This window comes from Rhodopseudomonas sp. RCAM05734 (assembly GCF_052658035.1).
In genome coordinates this window covers 4,584,428-4,607,582 of record NZ_CP199742.1, presented here as the reverse complement: position 1 = coordinate 4,607,582, position 23,155 = coordinate 4,584,428, and the positions used below count along the sequence as shown (strand labels likewise).

The following is a 23,155-nucleotide window of genomic DNA, read 5'->3' as shown; positions in this document are numbered from 1 at the left end:
CCATGGCGCATGTCGACATCCATCCGGCCGCGGGGGAGGTGACCCACCTTCCCCGCCCGCGTTCGTCGCTGTCATCGCTCGAGGCGATCCTGGGAGCACTGGTGGAGATTCCGGCGGCGCTGCTGGTGGTGGCCGAGGTCGTCATCCTGTTCGCCGGCGTCGTCGCGCGCTACGGGCTGCACCGGCCGCTGGTGTGGTCCGACGAACTGGCGTCGATCCTGTTCCTGTGGCTGGCCATGCTGGGATCGGCGGTGGCGTTCCGCCGCAGCGAACACATGCGGATGACGGCGCTAGTGACCGGCGCCGGCCCGGCGGCGCGGGCGTTTCTCGACCTGATCGCGACCTGTTCGGCGCTGGCGTTCCTGCTGATGATCGTGTGGCCGTCCTACGAATACGCCTACGAGGAAAGCTACATCACCACGCCGGCGCTGCAGATCGCCAACAGCTTTCGCGCCGCGGCGTTGCCGGTGGGCATCTCGATCATGGCGGTGTTCGCCCTGCTCCGGCTGGCGCGCTTCGGCAATCCGCGCACCGTGCTGCTGGCACTCGGTACCGTGGTGGCGATCATCGGCGTGTTCTGGCTGGCGCAGCCGCTGCTGCGGACGCTCGGCAACCTCAATCTGATCATCTTCTTCGTCGGCGTGGTCGGCCTGTGCGTGTTTGCAGGCGTGCCGATCGCCTTCGCCTTCGGTCTGGCGATCTTCGGCTATATGGCGCTGACCACGCATACGCCGCTGATCGTGCTGGTCGGCCGCATGGACGAGGGCATGAGCCACCTGATCCTGCTCGCGGTGCCGCTGTTCGTCTTCCTCGGCCTGCTGATCGAGATGACCGGCATGGCCAAGGCCATGGTCGCCTTCCTGGCCAGCCTGCTCGGCCATGTCCGCGGCGGCCTGCATTACGTCCTGCTCGGCGCCATGTACCTGGTGTCCGGCATTTCCGGCTCCAAGGCCGCCGACATGGCCGCAGTGGCGCCGGTGCTGTTTCCGGAGATGAAGGCGCGCGGCGCCAAGCCGGGCGATCTGGTCGCCCTGCTTGCCGCCACCGGCGCCCAGACCGAGACCATCCCGCCGAGCCTGGTGCTGATCACCATCGGCTCGGTCACCGGCGTTTCGATCTCGGCGCTGTTCACCGGCGGGCTGCTGCCCGGCGTGGTGCTGGCCATCACCCTGTCGATCCTGGTGTGGTGGCGCTATCGCGGCGAGGACCTCAGCCACGTCAAGCGGGCCACATCAGGCGAGATTTTCAAGGCCTTCGTGATCTCGCTGCCGGCACTGGCGCTGCCGTTCGTGATCCGCTTTGCCGTGGTCGAAGGCATCGCCACCGCCACCGAGGTTTCCACCATCGGCATCGTCTATGCCCTGCTCGCCGGCATCCTGATCTACCGGCAGTTCAACTGGTCGCGGCTGATGCCGATGCTGGTGGACACCGCCTGCCTGTCCGGCGCCATCCTGCTGATCATCGGCACCGCCACCGGCATGGCCTGGGGCCTGACCCAGTCCGGCTTTTCGCGGGCGCTGGCGGCCGCCATGACCGGCCTGCCCGGCGGCGGCGCCAGCTTCATCGCGGTGTCGATCGTGGCCTTCGTGATCCTCGGCAGCGTGCTGGAGGGCATTCCCGCCATCGTGCTGTTCGGCCCGCTGCTGTTCCCGATTGCCCGACTGGTGGGGGTCCACGAGGTGCACTACGCCATGGTGGTCATTCTCGCCATGGGAATCGGCCTGTTCGCACCGCCATTTGGCGTCGGCTATTACGCCGCCTGCGCCATCGGCCGGGTCGATCCTGCCGAGGGAATCCGTCCGATCCTCGGCTACATGCTGGCGTTGCTGGCTGGCCTGATCATCGTGGCGATCTTTCCGTGGATCTCGATTGGGTTTCTCTAGATCGTCGCAAATTCAATAGCTTATGCCATAAAGCAGCGTAATTTTGGCATAGTCTGAGCTAACTACTTGATGCTAGAGAATATCTGCATAAGACATTGATATTGGATGTAAAATGGCTATCGATCCTCAAGGTCCTTATAGCGTCGATCTCGACAAGACCGCCGCCAACTTCGTGCCGCTGTCGCCGCTGAGTTTTCTCGAGCGCACCGCCGCGGTCTACCCAAACCTGACCAGCGCGGTCTACGAAGGGCGCGTCTTCACCTGGGTGCAGACCCGCGAGCGCTGCCACCGCTTCGCGTCGTTCCTGGCCGACCGCGGCATCGGCCGCGGCGATACGGTGGCGGCGATGCTGCCCAACATCCCCGCCATGAACGAGGCCCACTTTGCCGTGCCGATGACCGGTGCCGTGCTCAACGCCCTCAACATCCGGCTCGACCCCGCCTCCATCGCGTTCCAGCTCGACCATGGCGGTGCCAAGGTGCTGCTGGTCGACCCGGAGTTTTCGGGGGTCATCAGCGACGCCCTGGCGCTGATGAGCGGTCCGCACCCCTTCGTGGTCGACGTCGATGACGCCGCTTTCGCCGGCGGCCAGCGCATCGGAGCGATCGAGTACGAGGATGCGATTGCGGCAGCCCGCCCCGGCTTTGCCGCAACGCCGCCGCAAGACGAATGGGATGCCATCGCGCTCAGTTACACCTCGGGAACCACCGGCAACCCGAAGGGCGTGGTGACCCATCACCGCGGCGCCTATCTCAACGCCGTCAGCAACATCCTCGCCGCCAATCTCGGCCAGCACCCGGTGTACCTGTGGACTCTGCCGATGTTCCACTGCAACGGCTGGTGCTTCCCGTGGACCATCGCCGCCGCCGCCGGCATCAACGTCTGCCTGCGAAAAGTCGACCCGACAAAAATCTTCGCGCTTATCAAGCAGCACGGCGTCACCCACATGTCCGGCGCGCCGATCGTCTACAACACGCTGATCAACGCGCCGGACGCGCCGAAGTATACCGGCGGCCCGGTGGTCAACGGATCGATCGCCGGTGCGCCGCCGCCGGTGGCCGTGCTATCCGGCGCGGAGAACATCGGCATCAAGCTGACCCATGTCTACGGCCTCACCGAGGTCTATGGCCCCGCCTCGGTGTGCGCCGAGCAGCCGGGCTGGGACGATCTACCCGCCGACCAGCGCGCGCAACTCAAGCGCCGGCAGGGCGTACCCTACCCGTTGCAGGAAGCCGTCACCGTGCTCGACCCCGACACCATGCGCGAGGTGCCGCGCGACGGCGAGACCATCGGCGAGGTCATGTTCCGCGGCAACATCGTCATGAAGGGCTATCTGAAAAACCCCAAGGCCACCGAAGAGGCCTTTGCCGGCGGCTGGTTCCACACCGGCGATCTCGGCGTGCTCGACGCCGACGGCTACGTCATCATCAAGGACCGCTCCAAGGACATCATCATCTCCGGCGGCGAGAACATCTCGTCGGTGGAGGTGGAGGACGTGCTTTACAAGCATCCGGCGGTGCTATTCGCCGCCGTTGTCGCGCGCCCCGATCCCAAATGGGGCGAAGTGCCCTGCGCCTTCATCGAGCTCAAAGAGAACGCGCAGGCCACCGAGGCCGAGATCATCGCGTTCTGCCGCGAGCACATGCCAGGCTTCAAGACGCCGAAGTCGATCGTGTTCAGCGCGATCCCGAAAACCTCGACCGGCAAGATCCAGAAATTTGCGCTGCGCGATCAGGTGAAATCGACGAAGGCGATTTCGGGATAACCCCGGTCCGTTCCCCGGACGCAGCGCAATGCGCCGCCGCAGGCGGCGTAGTGCGCTGCAGATCCGGGGCCCCGGTGACACGGGAAAAGAAGACCGGGATCCCGGATCTGCGGAGCGGCATAAGGATGCCGCACCGCGTCCGGGAAACGGGCGCGTGACTCAGCCCTGATCCAGCGTCAACCGCATCCCGTCATAGGCCGGGATCACGCCGTCGGGCACCTGCGCCTGCACCGCTTCATAGTCCAGATCGGCATGCATGTTGGTGATCACCGCGCGCTTCGGCTTGAAGCGGTCGATCCACGACAGCGCATCGCTGAGGCTGAAATGGCTGGGGTGCTGGGCATAGCGCAGTCCGTCGATGATCCACAGATCGAGATTTTCCAGCGCCGGCCAGCTTTCCTGCGGGATGTCGCTGACGTCAGGCGTATAGACGGCATTGCCGATGCGGTAGCCGAGCGCGGGGATGTTGCCGTGTTGCATGATGAAGGCCGACAGGGTTATCGCACCGCCCTTGCCGTCGATGGTCCGGCTCTCGCCGGCTTCAATGGATTTCCGCTCGAGGATGGGCGGATAGTCGCTGCCCGCCGGAGACTCGAAGCAGTACGAGAACCGTGGCAGGATTTCGCGCGCCGTCGACTCGTTGAGATAGAACGGGATGCGCTTGCGCTGATGCATGACCACGGACCGCAGGTCGTCGATCCCATGGGTCTGGTCGGCATGTTCGTGGGTGAGAAACACCGCGTCGAGATGATCCACGCCAGCATCGATCAACTGCTCGCGCAGATCCGGCGAAGTGTCGATCACCACGCGGGTGACGCCCGCCGCGGATTCACGCTCGGCCATGATCGAGCAGCGGCGCCGCCGGTTCTTCGGATTGGTCGGATCGCAGGCGCCCCAGCCCAGCGCCGGGCGCGGCACGCCGGCGGAGGATCCGCAGCCGAGAATGGTCAGGGTCAGCGTCATGCGGCGTTCCCGCGCGGCACCTTGCTGAACAGCCGGAAGAAGTTCTCCGTGGTCTGCCGCGAGATGTCCTCAAGCGAGACGCCGCGGGTTTCTGCCATCACCTTGGCGGTCTCCACCACATAGGCCGGCTCACAACGCTTGCCGCGAAATTTGCCCGGCGCCAGATACGGCGCGTCGGTCTCGACCATGATGCGATCGGCCGGCAACTCGGCGGCGAGGTCGCGCAGCTCTTGCGATTTTTTAAAGGTCAGGATGCCGGTGAAGGAGATTGAAAGGCCGAGGTCGATCGCCTTCATCGCCAGGTCGCGCCCGCCGGTGTAGCAGTGCAGCACCGCGCGGAAGGCGCCCTTCCCCATCTCGTCTTCGAGAATTCGGCCGCACTGCTCGTCGGCCACGCGGGTGTGGATCACCAGAGGAAGTCCGGTAGCGCGGGCCGCCGCGATATGGGCGCGGAAGCCGCGCTCCTGCGCTTCGTTAAAGTCGGTGCCGTAGAAGTTGTCGAGCCCGGCCTCGCCGAGCGCGACTACCTTGGGATGTGCCGTCAACGCAATCAGCTCTTCTGCCGCAATGCCGTCTTCCTCGTCGACATGCCCGGGATGGGTGCCGACCGAGCAATAGACGTTCGGGAAGCGCGCGGTGAGCGCCAGCAGGGCCGGCAACTGCTTCACCCGCGTCGAGATGGTGACCATGCGGCCCACGCCGGCCGCTTCCGCGCGCGCGACGATGCCGTCGAGGTCATCGGCGAAATCGGGAAAGTCGAGATGGCAGTGACTGTCGACGAGCATCGTCCGGCCGTTACGCTGCGGTCGGTTCGATATAGCGCGGAAACACGCCGGTCGGTGTCGGCAGCGCCGTGCCCGCGCTGATCCGGGTCGCTCCGCCCAGCGCTGCGAAATCGCGCTGATCGGCGGGAATGCCGAGCACATCGAGCAGCTTGCCACAGGACTCCGGCATCACCGGCTGCGCCAGGATGGCGACCTGGCGGACCACTTCGGCGGTCACATACAGGACGGTGCGCTGCCGCGCCGGGTCGGTCTTGGCCAGCGCCCATGGCGCCTCGCCGGCAAAGTACCGGTTGGCTTCGGCGACAACGGCCCAGATCGCGTTCAAGGCATGATGGATCTGCTGCGTGCTCATCGCGGCGCGCGCCAGTTCGATCATGCCGTCGGCCTGCGCCAGAATGGCCTTGTCGTTGTCGCTGAACTCACCCGGTGTCGGCAGTACGCCTTCATACTGCTTGGCGATCATCGACAGCGAGCGTTGTGCGAGGTTGCCGAGGTCGTTGGCAAGATCGGCATTGGTGCGCGCCACGATGGCTTCATGGCTGTAGCCGCCGTCCTGCCCGAACTGCACCTCGCGCAGAAAGAAATAACGCAGCTGATCGACGCCATAGCGTTCGGCCATGACGAACGGATCGACGACGTTGCCGAGCGACTTCGACATTTTCTCGCCGCGGTTCAACACGAAGCCGTGGGCATAAACCCGCTTCGGCAACGGCAACCCCGCCGACATCAGGAAGGCCGGCCAGTACACCGCATGAAAGCGGATGATGTCCTTGCCGATGATATGGACATCGGCCGGCCAATAGCGCCAGTTGGCGTCGGACCGGTCGGGAAATCCGACACCGGTAATGTAGTTCGTCAGCGCATCGACCCAGACATACATCACATGGTCGGGATCGTTGGGCACCTTGACGCCCCAGTCGAAGGTGGTGCGCGAGATCGACAGGTCCTTCAGGCCGCCCTTGACGAAGCTGACCACTTCGCTGCGGCTGGAATCCGGCCCGATGAAATCCGGCTGCTGCTCGTAGAGCGCGAGAAGCCGGCCCTGATAGGCGGACAGCTTGAAGAAGTAGCTCTTCTCCTCGACCCACTCCACGGCCGTCCCCTGCGGCCCGCGACGGATATCGTCGGTGCCGACCACCGTCTCGTCTTCGGCGTAATAGGCTTCATCGCGCACGGAGTACCAGCCGGCATAGCTGGCCAGGTAGATGTCGCCGTTGTCCGTCATGCGGCGCCAGATTTCCTGGACCGAACGATGGTGCTGTTCCTCCGACGTGCGAATGAAGCGGCTGAACGAGACGTTCAGCTTCTCGTCAAGGTCGCGCAGCAAAGCTGAATTCTGCGTTGCCAGCTCGAGCGCGGTGACGCCCGCCCGCTGCGCGGTCTGCACCATCTTCTGTCCGTGCTCGTCGGTGCCGGTCAGGAAGAAAACATCCTTGCCGTCGAGTTTCTGGAAGCGCGCCAGAGCATCGGTGGCAATCGCCTCATAGGCGTGACCGATATGCGGCGCGCCGTTCGGGTAGACGATCGCCGTCGTGATGTAATAGGTTTCGCGGGACAAATTGTTCGCATTCGCCATAGCTGCGAAAGCCTTTCATCGGATTGTCGTCATCGGCGTTGCGACACTGACGCGATCGGTCGAACTCAGCGCGTTGCTTCGGCCAGCAGCCCGAATACCGAAAAAACCAGCGGTTTTCGCTCGAGATTGTAGGATTCGGTCTCGCGCGCGGCGCGGTTGATCTTTTCCCATACCTCCGCGAGCCGCGCAAGGCGCGGCAGGTTGGCGTTGGCATGGGCATCGTCGGCGCGCAACCGTTCGCCGATCCAGCGATCTACGCTGTCGACAAAGGCGCCGAGCGCCACGCGGTCGCTACCGCCCAGCGCGTCGCCCAGCGCATGCAGCTCCCGGGGATCGACGTGCGGAAGGGTATTCAAGAGGGCCGCGGTGCGCTGATGCAGTTTCAGCGCGTCGCCGCCGAGCAGCGTCAGGGCGCGGGAGACACTACCCTCCGCCGCCTGTGCGGCCTCAGCGAGGGCCGGATCGCCGATCGATGTCTCTGCCGCCTGCGCCGTGGCGGCGATGACGTCCGCGATGGCGAGCGGCCGCAGGGCCAGTTTCCGGCAACGCGATTGAATGGTGGGCAACACGCGGGCCGGGGCATGGCTGACCAGCAGGAACAGCGACTGCTGCGGTGGCTCCTCGAGCACCTTGAGCAGCGCGTTGGCGGCGTTGCCATTCAGCTCGTCCACGGTATCGACGATGCAGACCCGCCAGCCTTCCACAGCCGCGGTGGAGCCGAAGAACGAGATGGTCTCGCGCGTCTCGTCCACGGTGATCACCGTGCGCATCACGCCCTTGTCGTTGAGGCTGCGCTCCAGCGTCAGCAGGCCGCCATGCGCCTCGGCGGCGACCTGTCGCGCGACGGGATGCTCAGGATCGATGGCCAGCGTATCCGCCGACTGCACTTGCGCAGACAATGGATCGCGATGCGCCAGCACGAAGCGCGCCATGCGATAGGCCAGCGTCGCCTTGCCGATGCCCTGGGCACCGCCGATCAGCCATGCGTGGGGAATGCGCCCGCCGCGATAGGCATTGAGCAGGGCCTGTTCGGCATCGTGATGTCCGAACAGCGCAGTGGTTTCGCGTGGATGCGGGATCGCGCTCTGGGTCTCGGGTGAACGGGCCATTATGCGGATGCCGTCTCGTTCTGTCGCAGCATTGTCAGAAGGCGCTCGCGGGTTGCCGCCCATATGCCGGCCGCGACGGTCGCGGGATCGGCACTGGCATCGACCAGCACGCAGCGTCCGGGCTCCTGCGCCGCGATCTGCCGGAACGCCGCGCGCAACCCGCGGTGAAACTCGATGTCTTCCGCCTCGAACCGGTCGGGAGCGCCTTCGCCGCGACGCGCTGCGGCGCGCTGCATCCCGACTTCGACGGGCACGTCGAGGATGACGGTGAGATCCGGCTTGAGGTTGCCGATGGTGACGCGCTCCATCGCGTTGAGAAGCCCAGGCGACACCTTGCCGAGCGCGCCCTGATAGGCGCGGGTCGAATCCGCAAAGCGGTCGCACAGCACCCAGACGCCCTGCGCCAAAGCGGGCTCGATCACGGCATGCACGTGATCGTCGCGCGCCGCGGCGAACAGCAGCGTTTCAGCTTCCGCGCCCAGCAGCTTGCCCATCCCCGACAAGACGACATGCCGGATGATCTCGGCGCCGGGCGACCCGCCCGGCTCGCGGGTGACGAGGACGCGCAACTTGGCCGCGTCGAGCCGGTCGGCCAGCAGCTTGATCTGCGTCGACTTGCCGGCCCCCTCCCCGCCTTCGAAGGTGATGAAGCGCCCGCGTCGGGGCGCCCTGTTGTCGACGGCATCGGCCATGGTCAGAGCTTCTCGACGCCGGCGCGGAAGATACTGACGACCAGCTCGCCGGCGCCATCGATGGCGCGGCGCATGGTCGAACCCGTCGCCACAGCCTCGGCCGCGTAGACCGGCGCCTCGACCGCGATGTTGGCGCCGCGCCAGACGCGGACCACACCCACCTGCTGGCCCGCTTCGATCGGCGCGCGCACCGGGCCGCTGTAGACCACGCGTGCGATCAGCTTGTCGGTGCCGTTCTTCTGCACCATCACCTTGACCGGCTCCTTGCTGGTCAGACCGACCGAGCGGCTTTCGCCGCCGAACACCTTGGCGAAGCCGACCGGCTGCTCGGCTGCGAACAAGGTGCGCGCCTCGAAATTCTTGAAACCCCATTCCAGCAATTTCTTGGCGTCGGTGACGCGGTCGTCGGGGTCATCGACGCCGTTGACGACAGCGATCAGCCGCATGCCGTTCTGCACGGCGGAGGCGGCCATGCCGTAGCCGCCCTCCTTTGTGTAGCCGGTGACCAGGCCGTCGGCCCCTTCCAATAGATTGAGCAGCGGATTGCGGTTGGTCTGGCGGATCTTGTTCCAAGTGAATTCGCGCTCGTTGTAGAGCTTGTAGAATTCCGGATAGGTCTGGATCATGTGCCGCGTCAGCCGGCCGATCTCGCGGATCGTCATCTTGTTGTCGGGGTCCGGCAGACCGTTGGAATTCGCAAATGTCGATTTGGTCAGGCCGAGCTCGCGGGCCCGCTTGGTCATCACTTCGGCAAAGGCCTTCTCGCTGCCGGCCATGCCCTCGGCCAGGATCATGCTGGAATCGTTGCCGCTCTGGATGATCATGCCGCGCAGCAGGTCGCTCACCGGAACCCGGCTGTTCAGCGCTGCGAACATGGTGGCGCCGCCGGCCGGCGCGCCCCCTTGCGCCAGGAGTTCTCGCTGACGCGATACTCATCCGTCAGCTTGATGTCGCCGCGCTGCAGGGCGCTGAACACCACCTCGGCGGTCATCAGCTTCATCATGCTGGACGGCGCGCGCAATTCGTCTGCGTTCTTCTCGAACAGAACGCTGCCGCTGCCGGCCTCGATCAGAATCGCGGTCGGCGCGTCGGTGTCGTAGCCCTCGTCGACCTGCTTCTTGGCGCCCTGCACGCTCTGATTGGCCGCGAAAGCCATGCCGCCGAACGCGATGACCGCGACCACGGTTGCGGCGAGCAGAAGCCGCCAGCGCGAAACGGCCGTCGGCGATCGGTCACTGGTTCTGAGTTTCGGTGCCATCTGCTATCCTGAAGGCCAAGTCTTAACAGGATCGGCAGGCGCAAACAACGCACGGCCGGACGATCCGGCGGCGCGCTCTGAAGACGCTGACGGCTCAGTAGAGACCGCGGCCGGACAGGATATCCCGGGCCTCGTCGGCGGGCGCGTAAGCGGCGACCGGCCGCTCGCGCGGGGCGGCGTCGTTACTGGCTTCATAGGACACGACGCGGTGATTTTCCGTCATGCGAGGGCTCGGCCGCATGCGACCGGACGCCGACAGCTCGGAGGTCGCGTTGATCGATGCGACATCAGCCGGCGTATTGCCGAGGGTATAGGGACGGCCTTCCGGCAACGGAATATCGCGCGAGACCACGCGTCCGCCCTGCATGTCCGGCACGAAGGAGCGCGCGGACGCGACGCGGACCAGGGATGGCGAAGGCGCCGGCTCGCCGGTGCGCAACGTGGCCACCAGTTGGCGATCGTCGGAGCCTTCCAGCGGCGCGCGTGCCACGTATTCGACCCGCACATTGGCAATGCCGCGGCCCTTGAACTCGAGCAGTTCGGCGGCCTTGTTGGAGACATCGATCAGGCGGTTGCCATGATACGGCCCGCGATCGTTGACGCGCACGATCAGCGACTTGCCATTGCCGAGATTGGTGACGCGGGCGTAGCTGGGGATCGGCAGGGTTGGATGCGCCGCGGTCAGCGACGCCATGTCGAACACTTCGCCATTGGCGGTCAACCGGCCGTGGAAATCATCGCCGTACCAGGACGCCAGACCTTCGGCGCGGTAATTGAGGTTCTCTTCCGGTACATAGGTTCTCCCGGCGACCGTATAGGGCTTGCCGACGCGATAGGTGCCGCCGCCCTTGGGCACGGGTTCGCCCATTCCAACCACGCGCGGGCTGCTGGAGACGCCATATTTGGGGTCGACGCGACTGAATTTGCCGGAGGACGCGCAGTTCGCCAGGAACATACACGCGCCGATAGCCGTCACCGCTCGCGCGGCCCGGCCGAGTCGATATGACCCACGAATCCCCATAGTCCCCAATACCATTCCCGCAGCCGTCTGCCCATCGGGGGCACCCCCGGCCGATACTTCCGATACAGCCCACATCCGCACCGGAAGGTAAACATATCGCAGCGAGAAGGCGGCGGAAATGCGGTCAGGCTCGGGATGGTGAGCGAATGGTTAATTTTGGTGTTCGCCACAGGCGGTCGGAAGAAGGCCCGGCATGTGGCGCGCCAGCCTGCTCCGCGGATCAATCGAATTGGCTGGTCATCGGTGCCCGAAGCGCCCATCACAGCGGCTCTTGAACCGTCAGGACATCCAGATGAGCGAACGACTCGATACGCTGCACAGGGCTCGCAGTCGCATGGTCGACGACCGCGATGCCTTCGCCAAGGTGCTGGCGGCGCCGTTCGACCGCGACAAGGCCGAACGCGCCCGCATCAAGTTCATCGAAATCCAGGCGCTGATCAACGCTATCGACGAGGCTATCGCCGGCGACGTCGCAAGCCCGTAATGATCGGGTCCGCGCGCGGGCTGCGCCCTACGCCGCCTGGGGCAGCTTGAGAGAACGGATCTGCAGCCAGATCTTGAGCCGGCGCTCGGCGGTATTGATCTGCGGCAAGGTAGCGGCGTCGCGCATCAGCCGCGCGATCTGCCAGCCCTCAAGATCGCCCCTGGCGCCCAGCGAAATCTGTCGAACCTGATAGGCGTTGCTGTGCAACGTGCTCAAGCGTCGGCCGGGTGCCAGTGTCTGTCGCATCGCTGTGAAATCGATCGTCATGGGTCACTCCCGTATTGCTACAGGGTCAACCGTCTTGGCGCGCAATGGTTGCGCCCCTGTCTCGCTGTGGTTTCCCTGGGGTTAACGGGTCGCGCCGGGAACTGCGATCGGATCCGTCCAAAACAAAGCCGCGCCAACCTTGCGGTTGACGCGGCCATGAAGCGTTCTGTTGCCAGGTGCTTCGTCCCCCGAACAGGTTACGCCGCGAGGCGCACTTCGTTCAATGCAACGTTATCGTTTGCATTTAGGTTTTTGACCCGATAACGGCGGTATCATGCCGAGCACAATTCATACCTTCTTCGCAGTCATCGATCCTGTTTCGCCCCCGCCGCAGCAGCCCTCGTGATTTACCGTTCGGCAAATCCGGTCCCGCGGGACCTGTGAAGCTGCTGCGGTGGAGGCGCCGGGTACTGCCCCCGGGTCTGCCTGCGGTCCGCTATGAGTTTCAGCGCCATCGTCTTGCGACCTCCCCAATATAGGTCCGATCTGCAGCGAATGCTAGACCGCCGAGCGGGCCACCCGCGCACCCCATCGGCCTCAGGCCGGCCGCACCGCCTTCTTCCTGGGGGCGCGATGGCGCCCGCCATTAAGCGGATCGCCGGCGATCTTGGTCTTGGTGAACTCGCACTTCGGGCACTTGTAGGTGATCGTTCCCGCCCCGTCGGCGGCCAGTTGCGTGCCGGCCAGCACCATCCGGCTGCGGCACATGGCGCAGCGCGGCGGCTTGGGGGTTGCGGGATCGGGATCGGGATCGGCTGGCAGCATGGCAGGTCCGGCGGGTTGAACGGCAATGCAGTAATATCGCACGCACGCCCCGGCCTGGCGATGCCGCCGTGGCTGCGATTTGTTAACCGGGATTGGCTACGATTCTGGCAATCGCGGAACCTGGTCAATCGTACCGCGAGATCCAACTAGAACCCGCCGCCTCAACCCGGCGGGTTTTTTGCGCCGTAACTATTCGCAGCAATCCGCGCTACATCAGCCTGCTCCGCGGAAGGAGAACCTACCGATGTCACTGTCATCCGCCAAGAATTATGCGCTGCGCGCAGCACGATCGCAGGACGAGAAGGAAGCCATTGAGCTGCTCTCCAAGGCGATCCTGGAACTCGCGACCTCCATGGAAACCACCGACGCCAAGATCAAGAAGCTGAACAAGTCGGGCGGCTAGGCTCCGGCGCGGCTAAGGATCAGCGGATGCCCAATGGCGCGTGCGACTGCCCCATCATCACCGGCAATTCGCCCGCACCGACTTGCGCCTGGGCATTAGTCCACAGTTCGTCGGTATAGACGGACCCGGCGATGGCGGCGAGGGCGAGAACGAAGACAACGGCCAAGGTTTTCATGACCGCCTTGTCGTCGGCAATTAGGGCCGAAATTGCCGCGACGACGTGCCTTTTTGCGGCAACAGCGCGGTGATATTTGAGCGCCTTGCGCCGTACTCCCGTTGGCTGCCAAATTTCCCCGGCGCCGCCAGTTCCCAGCGGCGCGCATATTGCTTACAACCTGCTGTAGGTGCAGGAAGTACCGCACAGATTGAGGACGTTACTTGGCCGACCAGTTCCAGCACGATATCGAAGTCGGCAGGCCCCCGCTGGCCGTGCGAAAGTCCTATTCCGGCGTGTTCGGCATCTTTGCTGCGCTGGCGGTCATCGCGGGCGTCTCCGGGCTGCTCTGGCTGAATTACGATCATCTGGTCGAGGCCTCGTCCCATACCGGCACGGTCGCCAGTTCCACGGCTGGCGAGGACGCGGCAGCGCTCAAGGAGCTGCAGGCGATCCAGCAACAGACGGCGGACACCTTGCTGGCGACCCGGCAGCTTTTGGAGGCCCAGCAGGCCGAAGTCAGGCGGCTATCCGAGCAGGTGTCGGGCCTGACCGCCAAGATCGACCAGTTGCAGCCCCGCCCCGCCCCGGCCCCATCCGCCGCGCCAGTCGTTGCCGCCCCCAGGCCTGCGCCGAAAAAGCCACCGGCGCCGAAGCCAGCCGGCGCGATTTCGGTCGGCGGCGCCCCGTTGCCGACGACGGCCCAACCGGCGAGGTAATCCGCGCGAAAGCGCGGGCCGGTGCCATTCGACGATCGCACGCCTCAGCCCTGTTGAGTTCGAACGCAAGGTCGGATTAGCTTAACTCGGCGTCCACTGAACCTGTACCAGCTCAGGTCAGTCAGACTGAAGCAGCGCAAACAGTCCGCACGCATTGTGAGATATTCGGCTGTTTTCGGATGGAGATCATCCTTCAGCTTGTTGCACCAAAACTTACCGGGAATAGCCGAGCGCAGTACCGATGGCGCGGGCCGCTTCCATCACGTGAACGGAGTATTCCTTAATCTGCTTGCGTTTGATGCGCGTATCCGGCCCCGACATGCCGATGGCCCCGACCAGCTCGCCGGACCGCCCCAGAATTGCGCAGGCACAGGCCGCGATACCTTCACGCCATTCGCCATGCAGAACGTAGGAATACCCCTGCGATCGCGCCAGTGCGATGTCCTCCCGGAGCTCCTCGATCGTCATGCGCGTCGTGTCTGTATAACGCCTGAAATGCGGCTTGAATTTCTCAAGATAATCGTCCGGCATATACGCCAGCATCGCCTTGCCGGTCGCCATCGTGAAAGCCGGCGCGCGCATGCCGACGCTGGTGTGGGCGCGAATGTGATGTTCACTTTCTATCTTGTCGACATACACCACGTCGGTGTCTTCCAGAATCGAAAGATGGATCGTTTCGCCGGTCACCTGCACCAGTTTTGCCATGACCGGACGGGCAATCTTGATCAAATCCATCCGAGAGATGACATGGGTGCCGAGCGCCCAGATCTTGGTCGTCAGCTCATAGGTGCTGTGCGGGGGAACCCGACGCACGTAGCCCTGCGACTGCAACGTCATGAGCAGCCGGTGCACGTTGCTCTTGGTGAACTTCAGTTCGTTCGCAAGTTCGGTGATGCCCCGAGGCCGCTCGCTCAAAGCAAGCGTTTCGAGAAGACGAAGTCCCTTGATAAAGGCCTTATCCATCCAATAACCACCGCCGCATATTTGATCTTCGCCTCGCCCGATCGGTTCGCAGCGCAGGACCTCGGCGCCCAGCTTGAAGCTGAGCGCCGAGATCATACGGTCGCCTACTGTGCGAGCAGCGCGTTCAACTTCTCCTGCCCATATTCCTCGTTGGTCGAGTTACCGGCCGGCGACGGCGCACCCCAATAGGTCGGGCTCCACTCGATCGCTTTGCTGACATTGTCCGGATTGTTCGCCCAATAGCGAGCGATCTTCTTGTCCGTGGCCGCTTCGAACACGACGGACGACGGAAGCGCGACCGGGAATGTCGAGGTCGGCTGTGCGGCGCGCGTCGGATCGAGACGCCAGGACAACAGCTTCAGCGCATTGTCGTAGTTCGGAGCTCCCTTCGGAATGGAGAAGAAATCGTAATAGATGAACCCCTGATTGAACGTCAGATCGATCGGAGCGCCTTCGAGTGCCAGCTTGCTCATCGATCCGGTGTAGGCCATGCACATGTCGGCTTCGCCATCGAGCAGCAGCTGCGGCGGCTGCGCGGATGTCGTCCACCACTTGGCGATATGAGGCTTGATCTCCTTGATCTTCTTGAGCGCCCGCTCCATGTCGATCGGATAGATCTGGCTCTTGTCGACCCCGTCGGCCATCAACGCCGCCTCGAACACGAAGCGTGGCCAGGCGGGCATGCAGCGACGACCCGGAAACTTCTTCACATCCCAGAAGTCTGCCCAGCTTGCCGGTACGTTGGCGCCCTTGAACTTGTCCTTGTTGTAGACGAGACCGACGCCGATCACCTGCAGCGCGACGCCCTTCTTGCGCTTCAGGTTGTCCGGCATGGCCGCGAGCGTCTTCTGCGCCGGTTCGGACAGTTTGGTATAATCGATGTCAGCCAGGCAGCAGTCGCCAAGCAGCTTGGTTTCCTGATCGAAGATGAAGGTAAGATCCCACTGCGCCTTGCCTGCTTCGCCCTGCGCCTTGATGCGCGGGCCGCTGCGCGCCTCCTGGACCGTCACGACCTTGATGCCCGTCGCCTTTTCGAACGGATCGTACATCACCTTGCGCAGCGCGTCGCCGTAGCCGCCGCCGGGGTCCTGCATGATCACGACGTTGCTCTGAGCAGGCGCAACGCCGGTCCCGATCAAGAGCATGGCGGCCGATGCGAGCACGGAAGCCGAGAGTCGCAGATGCTTGTATTTCGACATTTTATCCTCCCTGTGAGTTCTTATTATGCAGATTTTCGTGATGTGGTGAGCACCGGCCGCGCCAGGATCAGTCCCCCGACGACCAGCAGGACCTCGAGCGAGGACACCACGGCAAGTACGGGGTTGAGACGGTAGTTGATGTCGCCCCACAGCATCAGCGGCAGCGTCTTGAGCTCTGCGCTCGACAGGAACAGCGTCAAAACCAGTTCGTCGAACGAATGCAGGAAAGCGAAGAACGTTGCCGCGGCGAGGCCCGGCGCAATCGCCGGCAGCGTCACCAGCCGGAAAACCGTCAGCGATGACGCGCCGTGAACGGATGCCGCCTGCTCCAGCCTGGGATCGACGCCTTGCAGCGCCGCCGACAGGATCACCACAACGATGGGCAGCCCGCCAATGGCATGGGCGGCGGCCAGGCCGAACACCGAGCCGACCATGTCGAAGCGAAGGAACAGGCTGTACAGCGACAGGCCGAGAACGACGGGCGGGACGATGATCGGACTGACCAGCAGCAGCATGATCGCGGACTTTCCGCGAGATCTTGCTGCGCACGACACCCAGAGCAGCCGACGTACCCAGCGCAACCGCGATGCAGGCCGAGATCGTCGCCACCAGCAGTGACGTCCAGAACGCGCGCATCCAGCCCGAGTCCGAGAAGAACTGCTCGTACCAGCGCAGCGAAAAGCCGGGTGGCGGAAAGGTCAGGTAGCTGGCGCTGCTGAAGGAGATGATCATCACCACGATGATCGGCAGGATCAGGATGGCGACGACGGCACCGCCCATCAATCGGACCGTCCACTTGCCGAAACCCGCAGGCAAATGTCCGGACAGCCGCAGCAACGGCCAGCCGATCAGGTCAGCAAGCATGCTGGCGATGCCGCAACGGCTGTGGCCGGAAGCCTTTGCGGATCCGGCCATTTTCGGCGCGTCTTCATCCAGTTTGCGGCCACCCCAGATGAATTCGAGGCCCATGAAGCGCCCTGCGATGGCCACCACGGCCAGCGTGATGACAAGCAGCACGACACCGAGCGCCTGGAGAAAGCCTTCCGACGTCACCGAGTCCGCCTGCTGGGTGATGTGCATGGCGAACATCTGGTCGCCGGGGCCGCCCAGCAGCGTCGGCGTGATGAAGAAGCCGATGGCGGCGACAAACACCAGCAGCACGCCGGCGCCGATGCCCGGCAGGGTCAACGGCAACACCACGCGCCAGAACACGGCAATCGGCCCTGCCCCGCTGGCCAAAGCAGCCCTTGTCAGCCCCTGATCGAGCCGCGCCACGCTGGAGTAGATGCTCAGCACCATGAGCGGAAGCAGCACCGCGGTCATGCCGAGCAGCACCGTGCCGCGATTGAACAAAAGCTGCGCGGGCTCGCTCAGGACTCCCAACCCGACCAGCAGCTTGTTGACGGGGCCGTTGCGGCCCAGCAGGACCATCCAGGCATAGGTGCGGATCAGGATCGCAATGAAATACGGCAGCACGATCGCCGTCGTCACCAGGATGCGAACAATGCCCCGGCTGCGGTGAATGAGCAGCGCGGTCGGATAGCCGAACAGCAGGCAAAGGAACGACACCGTCAGCGAGATCTGCATCGTGCGGACGAGCGATTCCCAGTATAGCGGCACTGCAAAGACCCGCTCGAAATGCGCCAACCAGGTCGGCCCGCTGAAACTGATGCGAATGAGATCGATCAGCGGCAGCAGATAGATGAAGGAGAGAAATGCGACCGCCGGAAGCAGCAGCAGCGCCGGATTCTTCATGGCCTCAGCAACCACCCGACGGGCGGGGCGCCTTGATACTGTGTCGAGCAGGATCGAGCTCATGACAGAACCCAGCAGTCTTCGGCGTCCCAACTCACGTGGAGGCGATCACCGACAGCCGGCAGCGGCCGGCTGGCGGTGTCTGTGCAGCGGATCAACAACAGATCGCCACCGCTCATCTCGGCCTGAATGCGGAGGATCTCGCCGAGAAAGATTGCAGACGTCACGGTGACGGGTGCTGACTTGGCGGTCGGCGCGTCGGAGACCACGATCCGCTCCGGGCGAACCAGCACAGTCGCCTTGCTCTGCTCGACGGTGTCGCGGCTCTCGGCGTTGAACACGTAGCCGGCGCGGCTCTTGACCGTGATGGTCGTGCCGCGCTTCTGCATCACTTCCACGTCGAGCAGATTGCTCTCGCCGACAAAGGACGCGACGAAGCGATTCGTCGGGTGGCGATAGATCTCCAGCGGACGGCCGATCTGCACAATCTTTCCGGCGTCCATCACGGCAATGCGGTCGCTCATTGTCAGCGCCTCGCCCTGGTCGTGCGTGACGAACAGGACAGTGCTACCAATGGTCTGATGCAGGTCGCGGATCTCGATCTGGATCGATTCGCGCAAGCGGCGGTCGAGCGCGCTGAGCGGCTCGTCCATCAGCACCACCTTGGGCCGCATCACGATTGCCCGCGCGATGGCCACGCGCTGCTGCTGACCGCCCGACATCTGCGACGGCGACTTCGCCGCGTGCTCGGACAGCCGCATGATCTCCAGCGTCTCGGCGACCCGTCGATCCGTGGTCGCACGATCGACGCCGGCCATGCGCAGCGGAAACGCCACGTTCTGCGTCACGGTCATGTTCGGAAACAGCGCGTAGCTCTGGAACACCATGCCGAAGCCGCGCTTGTGCGTGGGCACGTCCTGCACCGGCTTGCCGTCGACGAGAATCTCGCCATCGTCGAGCTGCTGAAATCCGGCAAGAAGATTCAGTAGCGTCGTCTTGCCGCTGCCGGAAGGCCCGAGCAGGGTGATGAACTCACCGGGTTCGATATCGAGACTGATGCGGTCCACCGCTGAAAAGGTGCCGTACCGCTTCACCGCGTCGCGGACGGCAATGCTCGATCCGATCACGTCGCGGTCACGCGAGCGAACGTCCTGCCTTGTCCGCACGGCAACACCGCTGGAGCGCAGAGCCACAGGCTCAACCATTCCAAACCTCCCTGCATGTTCTATTCTATAGAACGTTATTTCATATATTGTTGGCGCGGCGCTCGATCTTGTCAAGCAATGCGATGGTGCCGGTGACCTTCAGGAACGTCGCGCGCAACGATGCTTGTGCGAGAACCCAACAACCAAAGGCCTTTTCCGCACAAGCGGATTGACAGCCCCACCCTCGTCTGACTACTTTTATTCAGAACTAAGTTCTATAATATAGAACATAAGATCAGGGAGTTGAACGTGCCGAGCGAACTTTGCGCAATGGCGAAGCATATCGAACCCGGCATGCGGATCGCACTGCCGGTCGACTATGCCGGCGTCTCCATGGCGATGACGCGTCCCATCATCGCGCACGGCGCGGGCGATCTCCATCTGGTCTGCGTGCCGACCGGCGGTCTTCAGGTGGATCAATTGATCGGCGCGGGCCTGGTTCGCACCGTCGAGACCAGCGCGGTGTCGCTCGGCGAAGCCGGCGGCGCACCCCGCTTCAATGCCGCGGTTCGTGAAGGTACCATCCGCCTGAGAGACGCCACCTGTCCGGCCATCCATGCCGGCCTGATGGCTGCACAGAAAGGCAGCCCCTTCATGCCGCTTCGCGGCCTGATCGGCAGCAATCTGCTGCGCCACCGCGAGGACTGGCGTATGATCGACAACCCGCTCGCCGACGGCGGCGATCCGATCGTTCTGATCCCGGCGATCCATCCGGACGTCGCAATCTTTCACGCCCCGATGGCTGACCGCTTCGGCAATGTCTGGATCGGACGGCGCCGCGAACTGGCCGCCATGGCCTACGCGTCGGCAACCGTGCTGGTCACCGTGGAGCGAATTGTCGAGGAGAGCCTGCTGGTCAACGAGATGAGCGCCGCCGGCGTGCTGCCGGCAATTTACGTCACGGCCGTCAGCCATGCGCCGCGCGGGGCGTGGCCCTACGGCCTGTGGGGCGAATATGCCACCGATACGGCCGAGCTGGTCCGCTATGCCAAGGCGGCACGAACTGCCGATGGATTCGCCGACTATATGAGCAATGCACAGATGGAGCCCGCCTGATGGTCCGCGTTCTTCCCCGTGAAGTGCTGATCTGCACCATCGCGCGACTGCTGGACGGCGTCCGCCACGTCGCTGTCGGCGCCTCCTCGCCGATCCCCGCCGCAGGCGCCATGCTGTTGCGCGCCTTGAAGGAAGCGGACGGCGGCCGCGGCCCGCGTCTGTCGATCCTCGGCTCCGTCGAGCACAATTTCTTCACCAATGGCTCCGCCGAATTGTTCGACTGTGCCGGCCAAGGCCGCATCGACGCTTTCTTCCTGGGCGGCGGACAGATCGACGGCAAGGGCAACGTCAATCTGGTCGGCGCCGGCGACTATCCGCAATCGAGCGTGCGATGGCCCGGCTCGTTCGGCTCGGCCTATCTGTATTACGTCGTGCCGCGGGTGATCCTGTTCCGAGAAGAACACACGCCGCGAGTCATGGTCGAGAAGGTCGATTTCATCAGCGCGCCCGGCGTCAGCGACCCCGGCGTGTTCAGAACCGGCGGCCCGATTGCCCTCCTCACCAGCAAGGGACTTTTCCGATTCGACAAGTCGCGCCCGGGCTTCGAACTCGAAAGCATCCATCCCGGACACAACCTTGCCGAAATCATGCAGGCCACGGGGTTCAGCTTCCTGCATGACGACAGGCCGGGTGAAACTGCCCTGCCGGATCGCACCACGCTGGACCTGCTGCGCGGCCGCGTGCTCGACGAAGTCGCGGAGACCTATCCCGATTTCGCCAAGCAGATGCGGCATGATCTTGCCGAGGCCGGGCAGACGTTGGCGCATGCGCTGTGATCCGCATTCATCCGATCGCAGCCGGGGAGCCGAGCGATGAGTAATGTCCAGCGCATCCAGCATTGCAGCCACTGGGGCGCCTACACGCTGCTGGTTCAGGACGGCCGGATCGTCGGCGTCGAACCGTTCGCCCATGATCCGGCCCCCTCGCCGATCATCCATTCAGTGCCGGAATGGGCCAATCCGAAGCGGCGCATCCTGCGCCCGATGGTGCGCAAGGGATGGCTCGAGAAGCGCGAACACAGCGATCGGCGCCAGCGTGGCACGGACAAGTTCATCCCGGTGAGCTGGGATGAGGCGACAACGCTGGTGGCGGATGAAATCCGCCGCGTCGCCGGAACGCATGGTAACGCGGCGATCTTCGCCGGCTCCTATGGCTGGACCAATGCCGGCCGTCTGCATCACGCCTCGTCGCTGCTCAAGCGCATGCTCAACCTGGTCGGAGGTTTCACTCGCCACGTCGATACCTATTCGATCGCCGCCGGCCCCGTGATCCTGCGCCATACGCTGGGAAGCTCGGACGCCTGCGACGGCCGAGCGAACACGCTCGACACCATCGCCGAACATACGGACACGCTGGTGGTGTTCGGCGCGATGTCGCCGCGCACGGCCCAGACCGAAGCCGGCGGCATCGGCGTGCATCGGCTCGAAACCTATCTCAGGAAGATTGCCGCCCGCGGTGTCCGCATCATCCACGTCTCGCCGCTGAAGGACGACCTGCCCGACTGGGTCGGCGCCGAATGGTGGCCGATCCGCCCGAATACCGATACGGCGCTGATGCTCGGCCTCGCCGGCGAGATCCTGCACGCGGGCCGCCATGCGCAGGACTTCCTCGCCCGCTGCACCAGCGGCGCCGACCAGTTGCTGAACTATCTGAACGGCTCATCCGACGGCATCCGCAAGAACGCCGCGTGGGCCGCGGAGATTTGCGGGCTCGATGCCGAGGCGATCCGTCAGTTGGCGCGACGCCTCGTCGATACGCGCAGCATGCTCACCGTGAGCTGGAGTCTGCAGCGCGCGCACCACGGCGAGCAGCCGTTCTGGGCCGCGCTCGGCCTCGCCTCGGTGATCGGGCAGATCGGGCTGCCCGGCGGCGGAGTCGGCTATGGCTATGGATCGCTCGGCGGCGTCGGCTCGCCGTTCAATCTCGGCAAATCGCCGGCCATCTCGCAGCCGACACGGCCGATCGACAGCTTCATCCCGGTGGCGCGCATCAGCGACATGCTGCTCAACCCCGGCGCGACCTTCACCTATGAAGGCGAGACGCGGACCTATCCGGACACGCGACTGGTTTACTGGGCCGGCGGCAATCCGTACCATCACCATCAGGATCTGAACCGGCTTTCCGAAGCCTGGACGCGGCCGGAAACCATCATCGTGCAGGATCCGATGTTCACCGCCACGGCCCAGCGCGCCGATATCGTGCTGCCGGCGACGACCTCGATCGAACGCAACGACCTGGCCGGCAACAGGCGCTCCGACTTCATTATCGCCATGAAGCAGGCCATCAAGCCGGTCGGCGACTCGCTGCCCGACTTCGAGATTTTCGATCGGATCGCCGCCAAGCTCGGCGTTGCCGACCGCTTCAACGAAGGCCGCGACGAAATGGGCTGGGTGCGCCATCTCTACGACCAGAGTCGCGCCGATGCCGCCGAGCGGCTGGCCTTCGAGATGCCTGACTTCGACACGTTCTGGCGCGACGGCTATGCGCGTTGCCCGGTGCGCGCCGACCACACCTTTCTGGCGGACTTCCGCGCCGATCCCGCGGCGCATGCGCTTAACACCGAGAGCGGCAGGATCGTGCTTGGCAGCGAGACCCTCGCCCGTCTCGGTTATGCCGATTGCCCGGCGCATCCTGCCTGGGTCGAGCCGGCGGAGTGGCTCGGCAATCGCCACGACGTGGGCGATCTGCACATGATCTCGCATCAGCCTGCCGGCCGTCTGCACAGCCAGATCGAAACCGGCATCGCCAGCGCATCCACCAAACGCAACGGCCGCGAACAGGCCCGGCTGCATCCCGACGACGCCGCCGCGCGCGGCATTAGAGATGGCCAGACCATCCGCATCTGGAACGCGCGAGGCGCCTGCCTCGCCACCGCCGATGTCACCGACAGCGTGCGGCCGGGCGTATTGGTGCTGCCCACCGGCGCCTGGTTCACTCCGCGCGACGGCATGGGTATCGAGGCCGCCGGCAATCCAAACGTGCTGACGCTCGATATCGGCACCTCTCAATTCGGCCAGGGCTGTTCGGCACACACTTGCCTTGTCCGCGCCGAGCCGCACATTGCCGATCAACGCGACGCTTTCGAAGAATACCAGGAAAGACTGGTCGCACTCGCGACCGCCTGAGAGGACAC

19 protein-coding genes, 1 other RNA gene and 3 pseudogenes are annotated in these 23,155 nt (G+C 64.4%); 8 read left to right on the top strand and 15 right to left on the bottom strand.

The features are described 5' to 3' along the window. Window positions 1-2 precede the first annotated feature (2 nt). Window positions 3-1,883, top strand: coding sequence for a TRAP transporter large permease (locus ACUXVA_RS21715; RefSeq protein WP_445488034.1), 1,881 nt, complete (start codon window positions 3-5; stop codon window positions 1,881-1,883). A gap of 112 nt (window positions 1,884-1,995) precedes the next feature. Further along, complete coding sequence (locus tag ACUXVA_RS21710; RefSeq protein WP_265078415.1) at window positions 1,996-3,648, top strand: acyl-CoA synthetase; 1,653 nt, start codon at window positions 1,996-1,998, stop codon at window positions 3,646-3,648. Between the two features lie 159 nt (window positions 3,649-3,807). Here ACUXVA_RS21710 and ACUXVA_RS21705 read toward each other — a convergent pair whose 3' ends face one another. The 7 genes and pseudogenes from ACUXVA_RS21705 to ACUXVA_RS21675 form a co-directional block, all read right to left on the bottom strand. Next, complete coding sequence (locus ACUXVA_RS21705) at window positions 3,808-4,611, bottom strand: MBL fold metallo-hydrolase (protein ID WP_265078416.1); 804 nt, start codon at window positions 4,609-4,611, stop codon at window positions 3,808-3,810. Next, window positions 4,608-5,396, bottom strand: coding sequence for a TatD family hydrolase (locus tag ACUXVA_RS21700; protein ID WP_445488031.1), 789 nt, complete (start codon window positions 5,394-5,396; stop codon window positions 4,608-4,610). The genes ACUXVA_RS21705 and ACUXVA_RS21700 overlap by 4 nt, the downstream gene beginning before the upstream one ends. A 10-nt stretch (window positions 5,397-5,406) precedes the next feature. Further along, window positions 5,407-6,972 (bottom strand): methionine--tRNA ligase, encoded by a 1,566-nt coding sequence (gene metG / locus ACUXVA_RS21695; protein ID WP_265078418.1) that lies wholly within the window; start codon window positions 6,970-6,972, stop codon window positions 5,407-5,409. A gap of 65 nt (window positions 6,973-7,037) precedes the next feature. Beyond that, window positions 7,038-8,081 carry a DNA polymerase III subunit delta' gene (locus ACUXVA_RS21690; RefSeq protein WP_265078419.1) on the bottom strand — a complete coding sequence of 348 codons (1,044 nt, stop codon included), beginning with the start codon at window positions 8,079-8,081 and terminating at the stop codon, window positions 7,038-7,040. After that, the gene (gene tmk, locus ACUXVA_RS21685; protein WP_265078420.1) at window positions 8,081-8,773 is read right to left on the bottom strand and encodes a dTMP kinase; all 693 of its coding nucleotides are present in this window, start codon (window positions 8,771-8,773) and stop codon (window positions 8,081-8,083) included. The genes ACUXVA_RS21690 and tmk overlap by 1 nt, the downstream gene beginning before the upstream one ends. A gap of 2 nt (window positions 8,774-8,775) precedes the next feature. Then, window positions 8,776-10,031: pseudogene (locus ACUXVA_RS21680) on the bottom strand (D-alanyl-D-alanine carboxypeptidase family protein). 94 nt (window positions 10,032-10,125) lie between these two features. Continuing rightward, the gene (locus tag ACUXVA_RS21675; RefSeq protein ID WP_265083706.1) at window positions 10,126-11,052 is read right to left on the bottom strand and encodes a septal ring lytic transglycosylase RlpA family protein; all 927 of its coding nucleotides are present in this window, start codon (window positions 11,050-11,052) and stop codon (window positions 10,126-10,128) included. A gap of 292 nt (window positions 11,053-11,344) precedes the next feature. Here ACUXVA_RS21675 and ACUXVA_RS21670 point away from each other — a divergent pair, with 292 nt between their 5' ends. Further along, window positions 11,345-11,536: a hypothetical protein gene (locus tag ACUXVA_RS21670; RefSeq protein ID WP_265078421.1), complete on the top strand. Its 192-nt coding sequence runs from the start codon at window positions 11,345-11,347 to the stop codon at window positions 11,534-11,536. 27 nt (window positions 11,537-11,563) lie between these two features. Here ACUXVA_RS21670 and ACUXVA_RS21665 read toward each other — a convergent pair whose 3' ends face one another. The 3 genes from ACUXVA_RS21665 to ACUXVA_RS21655 all read right to left on the bottom strand — a co-directional run bounded on the left by ACUXVA_RS21665 (window position 11,564) and on the right by ACUXVA_RS21655 (window position 12,568). Then, window positions 11,564-11,803 carry a hypothetical protein gene (locus ACUXVA_RS21665; RefSeq protein WP_265078422.1) on the bottom strand — a complete coding sequence of 80 codons (240 nt, stop codon included), beginning with the start codon at window positions 11,801-11,803 and terminating at the stop codon, window positions 11,564-11,566. Between the two features lie 155 nt (window positions 11,804-11,958). Then, window positions 11,959-12,308: a transfer-messenger RNA gene (ssrA, locus tag ACUXVA_RS21660) on the bottom strand. Window positions 12,309-12,340: 32 nt separating this feature from the next. Further along, on the bottom strand, window positions 12,341-12,568 hold the full coding sequence (locus ACUXVA_RS21655) for a hypothetical protein (protein ID WP_265078423.1): 228 nt from the start codon (window positions 12,566-12,568) through the stop codon (window positions 12,341-12,343). A 244-nt stretch (window positions 12,569-12,812) separates the two neighbouring features. Between ACUXVA_RS21655 and ACUXVA_RS21650 the strand changes: the two genes are divergently transcribed. Next, on the top strand, window positions 12,813-12,971 hold the full coding sequence (locus ACUXVA_RS21650; protein ID WP_265078424.1) for a hypothetical protein: 159 nt from the start codon (window positions 12,813-12,815) through the stop codon (window positions 12,969-12,971). Window positions 12,972-12,990: 19 nt separating this feature from the next. On the opposite strand, the gene ACUXVA_RS21645 is transcribed toward ACUXVA_RS21650, so the two are convergent. Then, complete coding sequence (locus tag ACUXVA_RS21645; RefSeq protein ID WP_265078425.1) at window positions 12,991-13,146, bottom strand: hypothetical protein; 156 nt, start codon at window positions 13,144-13,146, stop codon at window positions 12,991-12,993. A gap of 203 nt (window positions 13,147-13,349) precedes the next feature. On the opposite strand from ACUXVA_RS21645, the gene ACUXVA_RS21640 reads away from it, so the two are divergent. Further along, window positions 13,350-13,844, top strand: a complete 495-nt coding sequence (locus ACUXVA_RS21640) for a hypothetical protein (protein ID WP_445488026.1) — start codon at window positions 13,350-13,352, stop codon at window positions 13,842-13,844. Between the two features lie 213 nt (window positions 13,845-14,057). Here the strand turns inward: ACUXVA_RS21640 and ACUXVA_RS21635 are convergent, their stop codons facing one another. The 4 genes and pseudogenes from ACUXVA_RS21635 to ACUXVA_RS21620 form a co-directional block, all read right to left on the bottom strand. Beyond that, on the bottom strand, window positions 14,058-14,903 hold the full coding sequence (locus ACUXVA_RS21635) for an IclR family transcriptional regulator (RefSeq protein ID WP_445488024.1): 846 nt from the start codon (window positions 14,901-14,903) through the stop codon (window positions 14,058-14,060). Between the two features lie 8 nt (window positions 14,904-14,911). Next, window positions 14,912-15,862: pseudogene (locus ACUXVA_RS21630) on the bottom strand (extracellular solute-binding protein); the annotation flags it as partial. 167 nt (window positions 15,863-16,029) lie between these two features. After that, window positions 16,030-17,761: pseudogene (locus ACUXVA_RS21625) on the bottom strand (ABC transporter permease subunit). A 59-nt stretch (window positions 17,762-17,820) separates the two neighbouring features. Further along, the gene (locus tag ACUXVA_RS21620) at window positions 17,821-18,966 is read right to left on the bottom strand and encodes an ABC transporter ATP-binding protein (RefSeq protein ID WP_265078431.1); all 1,146 of its coding nucleotides are present in this window, start codon (window positions 18,964-18,966) and stop codon (window positions 17,821-17,823) included. Between the two features lie 270 nt (window positions 18,967-19,236). Between ACUXVA_RS21620 and ACUXVA_RS21615 the strand changes: the two genes are divergently transcribed. The 3 genes from ACUXVA_RS21615 to ACUXVA_RS21605 are packed head-to-tail and all read left to right on the top strand — an operon-like array spanning window position 19,237 to window position 23,147. Further along, window positions 19,237-20,022, top strand: a complete 786-nt coding sequence (locus tag ACUXVA_RS21615; protein WP_265083707.1) for a CoA transferase subunit A — start codon at window positions 19,237-19,239, stop codon at window positions 20,020-20,022. Continuing rightward, window positions 20,022-20,798 carry a CoA transferase gene (locus ACUXVA_RS21610; protein ID WP_265078432.1) on the top strand — a complete coding sequence of 259 codons (777 nt, stop codon included), beginning with the start codon at window positions 20,022-20,024 and terminating at the stop codon, window positions 20,796-20,798. Before ACUXVA_RS21615 ends, ACUXVA_RS21610 begins: the two co-directional genes overlap by 1 nt. 36 nt (window positions 20,799-20,834) lie before the next feature. Next, on the top strand, window positions 20,835-23,147 hold the full coding sequence (locus ACUXVA_RS21605) for a molybdopterin guanine dinucleotide-containing S/N-oxide reductase (RefSeq protein ID WP_445488021.1): 2,313 nt from the start codon (window positions 20,835-20,837) through the stop codon (window positions 23,145-23,147). Window positions 23,148-23,155 lie beyond the last annotated feature (8 nt).

Excerpts from the sequence above, each read along its gene's own strand:
- ACUXVA_RS21715 (WP_445488034.1), top strand. The coding sequence starts at position 3 with ATGGCGCATGTCGACATCCATCCGGCCGCGGGGGAGGTGACCCACCTT.
- ACUXVA_RS21710 (WP_265078415.1), top strand. The coding sequence starts at position 1,996 with ATGGCTATCGATCCTCAAGGTCCTTATAGCGTCGATCTCGACAAGACC.
- ACUXVA_RS21705 (WP_265078416.1), bottom strand. The coding sequence starts at position 4,611 with ATGACGCTGACCCTGACCATTCTCGGCTGCGGATCCTCCGCCGGCGTG.
- ACUXVA_RS21700 (WP_445488031.1), bottom strand. The coding sequence starts at position 5,396 with ATGCTCGTCGACAGTCACTGCCATCTCGACTTTCCCGATTTCGCCGAT.
- metG (WP_265078418.1), bottom strand. The coding sequence starts at position 6,972 with ATGGCGAATGCGAACAATTTGTCCCGCGAAACCTATTACATCACGACG.
- ACUXVA_RS21690 (WP_265078419.1), bottom strand. The coding sequence starts at position 8,081 with ATGGCCCGTTCACCCGAGACCCAGAGCGCGATCCCGCATCCACGCGAA.
- tmk (WP_265078420.1), bottom strand. The coding sequence starts at position 8,773 with ATGGCCGATGCCGTCGACAACAGGGCGCCCCGACGCGGGCGCTTCATC.
- ACUXVA_RS21675 (WP_265083706.1), bottom strand. The coding sequence starts at position 11,052 with ATGGGGATTCGTGGGTCATATCGACTCGGCCGGGCCGCGCGAGCGGTG.
- ACUXVA_RS21670 (WP_265078421.1), top strand. The coding sequence starts at position 11,345 with ATGAGCGAACGACTCGATACGCTGCACAGGGCTCGCAGTCGCATGGTC.
- ACUXVA_RS21665 (WP_265078422.1), bottom strand. The coding sequence starts at position 11,803 with ATGACGATCGATTTCACAGCGATGCGACAGACACTGGCACCCGGCCGA.
- ACUXVA_RS21655 (WP_265078423.1), bottom strand. The coding sequence starts at position 12,568 with ATGCTGCCAGCCGATCCCGATCCCGATCCCGCAACCCCCAAGCCGCCG.
- ACUXVA_RS21650 (WP_265078424.1), top strand. The coding sequence starts at position 12,813 with ATGTCACTGTCATCCGCCAAGAATTATGCGCTGCGCGCAGCACGATCG.
- ACUXVA_RS21645 (WP_265078425.1), bottom strand. The coding sequence starts at position 13,146 with ATGAAAACCTTGGCCGTTGTCTTCGTTCTCGCCCTCGCCGCCATCGCC.
- ACUXVA_RS21635 (WP_445488024.1), bottom strand. The coding sequence starts at position 14,903 with ATGATCTCGGCGCTCAGCTTCAAGCTGGGCGCCGAGGTCCTGCGCTGC.
- ACUXVA_RS21620 (WP_265078431.1), bottom strand. The coding sequence starts at position 18,966 with ATGGTTGAGCCTGTGGCTCTGCGCTCCAGCGGTGTTGCCGTGCGGACA.
- ACUXVA_RS21615 (WP_265083707.1), top strand. The coding sequence starts at position 19,237 with ATGGCGAAGCATATCGAACCCGGCATGCGGATCGCACTGCCGGTCGAC.
- ACUXVA_RS21610 (WP_265078432.1), top strand. The coding sequence starts at position 20,022 with ATGGTCCGCGTTCTTCCCCGTGAAGTGCTGATCTGCACCATCGCGCGA.
- ACUXVA_RS21605 (WP_445488021.1), top strand. The coding sequence starts at position 20,835 with ATGAGTAATGTCCAGCGCATCCAGCATTGCAGCCACTGGGGCGCCTAC.